The sequence below is a fragment of the Sphingobium sp. UBA5915 genome (assembly GCF_002431195.1).
Taxonomy (GTDB): Bacteria; Pseudomonadota; Alphaproteobacteria; order Sphingomonadales; family Sphingomonadaceae; genus Sphingobium; species Sphingobium soli.
The window spans coordinates 1-8801 of the sequence record NZ_DJDV01000127.1 but is presented as its reverse complement, the minus strand read 5'-3'; the positions used below and the strand labels follow the sequence as shown (position 1 = coordinate 8801).

General features: G+C 57.4%; 8 protein-coding genes and 2 pseudogenes. 4 read left to right on the top strand and 6 right to left on the bottom strand.

Annotated elements, in window-relative coordinates:
- From B2V90_RS22625 to B2V90_RS22615, 3 genes and pseudogenes are all read right to left on the bottom strand, one after another.
- A pseudogene (locus B2V90_RS22625) lies at positions 1-191 on the bottom strand (hypothetical protein); the annotation flags it as partial.
- A gap of 426 nt (positions 192-617) precedes the next feature.
- Entirely contained in the window at positions 618-791 is a 174-nt protein-coding gene (locus B2V90_RS22620; RefSeq protein ID WP_293923196.1) for a hypothetical protein, read from the bottom strand.
- Positions 788-1474 (bottom strand): hypothetical protein, encoded by a 687-nt coding sequence (locus B2V90_RS22615; protein ID WP_293923195.1) that lies wholly within the window; start codon positions 1472-1474, stop codon positions 788-790. Before B2V90_RS22615 ends, B2V90_RS22620 begins: the two co-directional genes overlap by 4 nt.
- Before the next feature lie 251 nt (positions 1475-1725).
- On the opposite strand from B2V90_RS22615, the gene B2V90_RS22610 reads away from it, so the two are divergent.
- The 4 genes from B2V90_RS22610 to B2V90_RS22595 all read left to right on the top strand — a co-directional run bounded on the left by B2V90_RS22610 (position 1726) and on the right by B2V90_RS22595 (position 7191).
- Positions 1726-3717, top strand: coding sequence for a hypothetical protein (locus B2V90_RS22610; RefSeq protein WP_293923194.1), 1992 nt, complete (start codon positions 1726-1728; stop codon positions 3715-3717).
- A gap of 55 nt (positions 3718-3772) precedes the next feature.
- Complete coding sequence (locus tag B2V90_RS22605) at positions 3773-5020, top strand: hypothetical protein (RefSeq protein WP_293923193.1); 1248 nt, start codon at positions 3773-3775, stop codon at positions 5018-5020.
- An 871-nt stretch (positions 5021-5891) separates the two neighbouring features.
- Complete coding sequence (locus tag B2V90_RS22600) at positions 5892-6581, top strand: hypothetical protein (RefSeq protein ID WP_228223161.1); 690 nt, start codon at positions 5892-5894, stop codon at positions 6579-6581.
- Positions 6582-6714: 133 nt separating this feature from the next.
- Positions 6715-7191 (top strand): hypothetical protein, encoded by a 477-nt coding sequence (locus B2V90_RS22595; RefSeq protein WP_228223162.1) that lies wholly within the window; start codon positions 6715-6717, stop codon positions 7189-7191.
- Positions 7192-7217: 26 nt separating this feature from the next.
- Here the strand turns inward: B2V90_RS22595 and B2V90_RS22590 are convergent, their stop codons facing one another.
- From B2V90_RS22590 to B2V90_RS22580, 3 genes and pseudogenes are all read right to left on the bottom strand, one after another.
- The gene (locus B2V90_RS22590; protein ID WP_293923192.1) at positions 7218-7535 is read right to left on the bottom strand and encodes a hypothetical protein; all 318 of its coding nucleotides are present in this window, start codon (positions 7533-7535) and stop codon (positions 7218-7220) included.
- Positions 7536-7558: 23 nt separating this feature from the next.
- On the bottom strand, positions 7559-7750 hold the full coding sequence (locus B2V90_RS22585) for a hypothetical protein (protein ID WP_228223164.1): 192 nt from the start codon (positions 7748-7750) through the stop codon (positions 7559-7561).
- 35 nt (positions 7751-7785) lie between these two features.
- Positions 7786-8801: pseudogene (locus B2V90_RS22580) on the bottom strand (hypothetical protein); the annotation flags it as partial.

Sequence of the window (8801 nt, the reverse complement as noted above, 5' to 3'; positions counted from 1 at the left end):
CGGAAAACCCGGGACGCTTCAAGGCGCAAGTCCTCTATTTTTTGCCAGTCACCTCTCTCATCTTCGTCCAAGGGTTTTGTTTGGTCGTGCAAGCTCCTCTGGGCGAAGTTCACCAGTTCCATGAAAGCTATTTTGGGATCTTCATTCAGTTCGTCTAGCTGATCCTGATCGACGAAATTCAAGATACTCATAGTTGCCCCTCAGTTTCTCTTTGACGCCTAACACCATCGAAAGAGGGATGGAACGGGCTTGCATCGAAATTATGCCTCAAGCAGAACTGCGCGTAGCCAGTGATGTTAACCATATTCTGCCTGCCAGTGCGCTATAGGATCCAATACGCTAAAACCCGCAGAAATGCGTGAAGTTATGCGGGCGCGCGTAGGCCGCCGTTATTTCCTCGGCCCGCATTCTTGAAAAAACGCTGAGACGGTTTCCGCGTCTGTCACTGCCTTGTGTTTGCCAACACCATTTTCAAAGACAGCATATGTCAGCCCTTGAGATGCTCCATCCGAAGGCCATGCCAGTGATGCTCAATCCATTGCAATATGACGATTGGCTATCAACTGTTTATGCTGGTGCCTGTGCCATGGCGCTGCCGTTTCCTTCGATCAGAATGTCTATTGTCGATCAGGCTTAAGGGCTTCAATCGCGATGTCGAGCAACGCCAGCGCGTCGATGATTCTGCGGGCTAAAGGACAGCGCAAGTCGGCACTGAGAAGCGCGGTGGCATCGGCCTCCATAATGGTCTTGGCTTCGTCGGCGGGGATCGGGGTCGCGGGTAACTCGATCACAGCGCACCGCCATTCTTGAACACGAACAAGCCGCTGTCATGGAACACGGTTGGCGCTGGCTGGATGGGCATCGCACCAAGTTGGAGGGCACTAGCGTCCGTCCATGTGCCGCGATGCTCATCGATGAAAGAGGCCGGGTCCAGAAAATCGCGGTCGAGGTCATTCAGGACGACCTTTGGTGTCGAGCATACTCCCACGAATGGCGCGAACAGAAAGGTCGAGGAAAAGTCGCCGCGCGTATGATCGCTGATGCCAAGCTGCTCAGAGAGCAAGGCGGCAACGCGGGTGTAGTCCCTTGGACTGATGATCGGCTCTGCAAGGGGGAACGCGATAACGAGGCGTTCTTCGGGGCGCTTGGTGTTGATCTCGTCCTGAGCGTGGATGACGTAATGGACGTAGGGGCATTCAGCGAGCGCAGCCATGAGGGCGGCGCGGCAAGCATATGGATATTCCAGCATGACCGCCGTCATTTCCTGAATGTCGGCCTTGAGATGGTTGCGCTTGTATCGTGCGAAGGACCAGTAGAAGCCGCCATGCTGGGCTTGGTGCTTGATTTCCTCAGCAATCGCGTGGCCCATGCTTTCGAACGTGTCGCTGTAGACGGCTGCGGTATAGCTATGTTTGACAAGCGCCCTTCTCGTTCTCAGCTTGAATAGGCTGATGGTCAGCGTTGGGTTGTCCATTCCGATCTCTCCAATCAATAGGCAGTGTGTCTGCTATCATTGGTAGTTATCAGGTTTGGGTAGAATGGAGCGGTTATGGCATGAACGGGTAAGTGCAGGGATGATCTAGAGTTTAGATCGTGGTGATGGTTACAGCAGGATAAGCGTTGTAAAATCGTGTTTGTAAAAAATATCAGAGCTATCGATTTAGGTGTTGACATTGTTATCTTGTGCGGTAGAAATCAGCCCATCGAGATCATCCGCAAGCGTCATTGTCGGATGGGCCTGTCCCCTCAGAGAAGCATCAAGGTGCTTTTGCTTTCGGGGTAATCAGTCCGGGGCTTTCAGCCATCACCCGATTGGTTGCCTGCGCTAGTAGCGCAACGGTAGCACGCTGGACACGAAACGGAAGTTCCATCCGCGCGGTGGAATGGAAGGGCCGCCAGAGCAACAAGACTGGCACGTTAACTTCGGTGCGTGTCCCTGCTGGCAACCCGCCTCGGTCGGAACCTGAAAACCAACGCTCAGGCGTGGTGGGTTCCGTATGTCCAGTCTTGCGATTTCCCCACAGCGTCTGCGCGTTTGCCAAGAAAGGGCAAACCGTGACCAATTCTCTCGATCTAGGCACCGCCGACACTTCCATTCATGCGCTGAGCAGCAGTGCGCTTTCTGACCAGCAAGCGATTGCGCGCGATACGGCGGCTTTGTTCAACGACGAGCATAGCGCCCGCGAACGTCGCGGCCTCATCACGCTCCGTGTCTGGAAATTCCTTGCCACCAACGGCATCGCCAACGTGAAGCGCCATGCCGAGGACAGCGGCTACGCATCGAATTCGGCCAACTCCCTCCATATCCCTGTTCAGTTCGCGCTTGGCATCAACATCACGCTCAGCGGAACTGCGGCTGAAAAGAAGGACCGCACCAACAAGGTAGCGCCCTTCATGAAGTCCGTGGACTACATGAACCGCGTCAATGGTGAGCATGACTTCGCGACCATGTCGGACGCCGATTTCCTCAAGCTCTATCTTGGGCAGTTCGGCCAGCAGGCCGGTATGGCTGCGAAGCTGGCGGCGCTCGTCCGTCCGGCGCCGGAAGAGGCCGCAGAGCCGGAGGCCGTGAGTATCATCAACAGTGCGCTTGAGAGCGCAAGCGCCGTCAAGGTCAAGGGAGCCGCCATCCCCAGCATTCTGCCCAGCGCATCAATGCTCTGTGTCGCCCATTTCGACGGCACCAATACCATCTTCCTCCCATGTCCCAATGCCGCCCCCTCGGTTGTCGCAGAGATGACCGAGTATCGCTCGACGGGCATGGAACATGCTTCGACCACGGCGCTGTTCTGGCATCAGGCGATGACGGTCGCGCCAGCCATCATTCCCGATATTGAGCGCAGCAACGAGCCAAAGCGCGCGCTGGCACCGGACGACAAGCTGAACCCGTCCACGGAGGTTCTTGCGGCCTATGCGGTTTACCTGCTCAACGGCAGCACCTTGTCGGTCGCGAACGCCCGCATGGACGATACCCGCGTCCTGACCATCGAGCCGAATGGTGACGTGGACACGAAGGCCAACAGCCGTCTGCCGCGCTTCATGGACAAGAAGACCCGCAACACCATGCTCGAACGTCTGGCCAAGCCAGCACTGTGCGCGGGATATGGTGGCAAGGACGGTATCTCGTCGGTAAGTAATGACGACCGCATCCGCGTGAAGTTCGCCCACAAGAGCAAGTCGGCGCTGAACGGGCAGTTGGCCTTTCCCAAGCTGACCGAATTCGGCAAGAACTGGACGCATAAGGTCAGCAAAGCGTTCAAGCCGGACGGCACGGCATCGCTAGGGTCTGAATCTCTGGCCAAGCTGAAGGCCGACCATCTGGCGGTGCTTGTGAAGAAGCAGGCCAAGGAGCGGCAGGTCACGGTGACGATATCCGACGGCACGTTCGGGATCAAACATGGTGACGGGCAAACCGTTTCGCTGGCTGCTGACACGACCGGCAAGGTCGAGGCGCGGGTTATGTCGAGCGACCTATTGGCTTCGCTGCCCGCGTTGCTCTCACTTGACGGCGACCTGTCAGTGGAGGTCGATCCAGAAGGCATGTTGGCGCTGGCTGTTACGACGGCGGTCGCGACCTTCCGCGTTCATATCCAAACGCTGGAAAAAGGCCGGGACACGCGAAGCCGCAAGCTGCTGGAACGGGTGCAGGCGCTACCTAAGCTGGTGAAGAATGCTCCTGTCACCGACGCCGCGCCCGCCGACGCCTTAGCCGCCTGATTCTGCTGTCCCGCGATGGTTCTGCCGTCGCGGGGCACCACCCCGGAGCATCATCATGAATATCGACTATCGTGCGCGCCAGCAGGGCCGCGCCATCTATCTCATCGCGGGTCAAAAGGTGACCCACACCATGCCGCTCAAGGCTCCTTCGCAGGTGCGCGACGGAAATCTACCGGCCTGTATATCGACCCCGGCCGATCTGGATTTTCTCGATCCCGCGAACCCGTTCTTTGTGACCGACCGGGCACTGTTGAGCTACGGCCAGTTCATCGGCGGCAGCACCCCCAAGGGCATCTTCCAGCATAATCGGCCTGGCGTGACGATCCTTGGCGACAGCGGTGGCTTCCAGCTCATCAGCAATGCCTCGCTCTGGCAGGGAAACGCCACCCGCGCCCAAGCCCTCGCGTGGCTGGAGGCGAACACCAATGAGGCGATGACGCTCGACATTCCCACCATGGCCATCGCGAAGGGCAATCCCCTTTTTCCGACATTCGATGACTGCCTGAACACGACGCTCGCCAACAATGCCTTTTTCCAACGGCATCGCACCGGGCAGACGCGGTTCTTGTCGGTCGCGCAGGGGCGGGATCGCAAGGAAGCAATCGCATGGCTCACTGCCATCATGGCCCATCCGTTCGATGGCTGGGCGGTGGGTGGCGACATGCGGGACAATTATGTCTGGCTGATCGAACTACTCGTCCGCCTTCGCGCTGCTGGCCTTATGGGCGACCGCAATCGGCTTCACGTTCTGGGGTGTAGCACGCTCACCCATGCCGTCATGCTGTCGGCGATCCAGAAGTCCTTTCGCGAATTGCCGGGGGAGGCCGGGTTCCAGATCACCTTCGACACGTCCAACCCTTCACAGCAGATGGCGTTTGGGAGGCTTGTCGGACGGCCGCGTATAACCAAGGATCGCGGCACCGTGCCCGGTGACTTCGTGATGACGAGCTTCCAGACGCCAACCCACACGGATCATTCGCCGTCTGATCTGCGAAGCCTGCCCATCAAGAGCAGCCGGATAAGCGAACGGCTGACCATTGGCGAACTCTGCGCTTATCCTAATCCGGGGAAGAGCAGCGCGTGGGATACGTTCGCGGAGGCGCTCATCGTCCATCACAATCTCGATGCGACGTTGGCGGCGATTGATGAGGCCAATTCCATCTTGGAGATGCCGAGCGTCTTCGCCCAGCAGATCGCGCCTACGCGGATCATCCGCGCCTACGAAGTGCTGCGCTCGATTTTCCAACAGCCGGATCCCGTGAGCTACGCCCGTAGCTACGCCAAGTTGTTCCTCACCTTGTGAGGCGCACGGCGCCCGTGTTTCGCGAAGGTCGCGGCTGTTCATCTGACAGGAAAAAACGAAGGGGTTAAACCTGCCCCTCAGAATTTGACTCAGATGATAAATAGAATTGAACGGTGGGACGAGACGCTGTTCACGGCGCTTCTACCACCGGCTACAATGCAACGTGATAGACCCGCTTGGTGCTTCGTCCCCACTAAGCGGGTCTTTCTTTTGATCCGCGAAAATGCGCGAAATGAAGTAGCGTAGGCCTACTAATTTGTAGAAGAACCCTAACCCGGAATTAGACGGGCGGATGAGCTGGTAGGCGGCGACTGGATTGGCGGCTGATGCACCCTGCGGGACAGTCAGCGAGGACGGATGGAAGCGTCCCTGAAACGACCATGCACCAGTATAAAGAAGCGCCCAAACCGGAGTTAGCTCTGGCCCGTCGCTGGCCAACTAACACGAGTTCAGGATGCCAATTGGATGGTGCCCTGAACCGACCGCTCTAGCCCGACAGGGCTGGGATTGCTCATTTCAATAACCGACAACGAACCCCGGTGCAGCATAAGCTGCATGAGATCCAATGCGTGAACGAAAGCCGCAGGCAGAACCGTTCCCTATAATCCCTCCGCTACATGGACGTAGGACTGCTGGCATATCGCTGGCAGTTCATTGATGTTGTCCATGTAGCGGGGGGATCAATGCGTTCACTTCCGCTCGAGGCAGTTCATCACAATCGCTCATCGCTCTTGTTCCCACCACAAGTCCGAGAACCATGTCATGAAGGGCGATACATCAAACGATTATCCGAACGAGGAGCGACAGCCCGCAGTTCGAGATAATCGTGCCGATGTAGGACGTAGCGCAGCGCAGCAAGCTATCGTCCTCCATGATTCACGGCGAATGCGCTCAGCGCGATCTGCTTGAATATGCCCAACGCATCAATCAAGCAGGACCAGCCGACATGGGCGATCCAGTTGGAGAGGAGATCGACTTGAACATACCTGACTTGTCCTCTTGGCCCTCATCTGCCGCGAAGGAATTGCGCGCGGCTGCTGATCTGGTTGCTGGATCAGAACCTCCCATGTCGTTGGGCAAGGAGACGTTGCAATTCTCAGACCTTCCCATCCATGCCGAAGCAGCGATCAAATGCCTGACGCCGACCAGTGCGATTGATCGTGATCGGTGCATCTACATCATTTCTCTTGGTGAAGACGTAGATCGGCAAAAGCTCGTCGCGGCATATTCGGAAGCGCGATCCATGGGCATATTGAAGCTGCCTCAGGACAACAAAGTCGCTTCTTCCACGCTCTATGTGGGCAGTTCCTTCGCTACTCAGAAGCGGAAGGGCACGTTGCGGACTCGCCTGCGCCAGCATCTTCTGTCCGCGCCCAAGGGCACATACGCTCTATCGCTGCGTGAATGGGCGACCGGCATCACCGGGAGCCTAACGGTTCAAGCGTGGCAGTTTCCGCCAGCCGCCGATGAAGGCATGTCGAGATTGGTCGTTTTGGGGGTAGAGGATTGGCTGTCCCGTGAATTGCAGCCGATGTTAGGGCGGAAGGGAATTCGCAACTAGCTGGCGGTGACAAGTCACTCAGCGGGCGTCTTACAGGGGTAGTTAGGGGAATGTCTGCTTAACCGTTCAATGCTTGCAAAAATCTCCATAGGGCGGTTAACGCCGATATGTCTTAAATTGAAGGATAGGTTCAGTGCAGATTTTGCGGACGCTAGCACTTGGCGTTATGATGCTATCCCTTCCTGCTCATGGACAAGAGCCTACCGTTTTATGGCGCGGCCTGACCGTAGGGATGTCAAAAGATGAAGTGGCGAAGGCTCTGCCTGAAAAGGAAATCGACCTGCTGGCAGACTGCCGCACTATCGTTTCGACGCGCTTTCAGAATGACCGTCTGCATTCAGTCGTCATTACTCCAAAGTGGATTGCGTCGAAAAACAATTGCATCGGGCCAATGAAGGCGAGCCTGACTGAAAAATATGGTGATGCGAATAGGACGGTCGTCACCGTGCCCGGAAATCAATTTAAGCGCGAAGAGATTTATGATCTCTATTTCTGGATCGCGGGTGGAATTGAGGTCGAATACCGTTCGCAGATCGGCGGTGAAAGATGGTCGTTAATCTACCGGCCGATTACCCATTCCGCGCCGCCGAAGCGTATTGAGGGACTTTAGTTCGGCTCGTTGAGTAGGGCTTACTCTTAGTGGCGAGGCATGGAGACGCTACGTTCGATGTTCATTTCTTGCTTGGCCACATTGGGTTTTTCATTGTGCAAGACGGCGCTTTGAAAACCCAGCAGAGCTAGAACGCCAGTCACACCACCCAATAGCGCAGAACCGATCTTCCAGCCTAGGCCGATGCCTTGAGCATTACCGACAACCGTGCTTTGCCACGTTTCCAGATTTCGGATGCGGTTTTCATGCCCATCTGCTCGACGGGTCATTTCATCCAGCTTTGCGTTGATATTCTTGAAACCGTCATCGACCCGTTGGTCCAGACGAATCAGAAGATCGCGCATTTCCTGATCCACTACGACAGCCATCACAGGGGGTTCGCAGTCGCAATGGCATCAGCCACGGGCTGTAGCTTGCCGGTCAGAGCGGCTGTGGCCGGAATGAAGACAGCAAGCGCGGTGGATATGATCTTCCAGTTCCGCGCAATAAAAAGCGCAACCTGCGCTGCCTGCTTGAAACCGATGCTGCCTTCTTCGGCAGTTTTCTTTATTTTCGCCATGCGACCGGCACCCCCATTCTTGTTATTGCTGGCCCTTAGACAGCCGGACCAGTGAGCTTGAAGCAATCGACCGTCATGGACGCTTGCGTCGGATCGGTTGTGCTGATGTTGAAGCCGACGCCGATCCTGTCCGGCCTCGCGCCGAAGGCATCGCCGATCGCGGTTGCGCCGACTTGGAGCCAGTTCTTGCCGCAATGGCTGACATAGAATGTCAGGGTCGATCCCACACAGGCGGCGCGGTAGAATTCGGGCTGAGTTTTGAACGCCTGAGCGGAAATCGAGCCGCCATATCCACCCGTCATGCCAGTGAACTTGATGATGCCGAATGGCTGATACTCGTTCACCTGGCCGCAGATAATGTGGCGGTTCGTCGTGCTATCCATGACCATCAGGCCGCCCTTGCGGTAATCGGCGTCGTTCATGATGATTGGGGCGCGGATCACGATGTCCCAATCCAGAGCCTTGTTCGTCAGCGTCCTGTAGGCCACACGGCTGATGTCGCCGGTTGCGCTCGCGCCGCTCTTCACCAGCAGGCCAGCATCGGTGTCGTCGGTCAAAGATAGCTGGACGGCATTGCCGCTCTGGAGCGTGAACGTGCTGGCCAACGGCGCGTCGAAATACCACGGCTTGCCGGTGCCGCCGCCTGTGGGAATGAAGGCTTCCCAGATGGACCCGTTGCTCATCGACAGCTTGAGTGTGCCGTCCTCGAACAGAAAATCGGCAACGTCGGTGCCAGCAGGGCCGGGCGTGCCCGGTGTGCCTGCAGGGCCGGTTGCGCCAGTGTCGCCCTTATCCCCCTTGTCGCCTTTCTGGCCCGGTGCCCCGGTATCGCCTTTGGGGCCAGCCGGTCCCGCGTCACCTGTGTCGCCCTTTGGCCCGGCCGGACCCGCTACGGTCGAAGCTGCGCCGGTAGCACCCGTAAGACCGATTGGACCTTGCGCGCCAGCATCGCCCTTTGGTCCCGGCGATCCAGTATCACCCTTGTCGCCCTTCGGGCCTTGGGGGCCGCGTTCCCCTTGTGGGCCAGCGGGGCCAGCGGGGCCAGGAACAG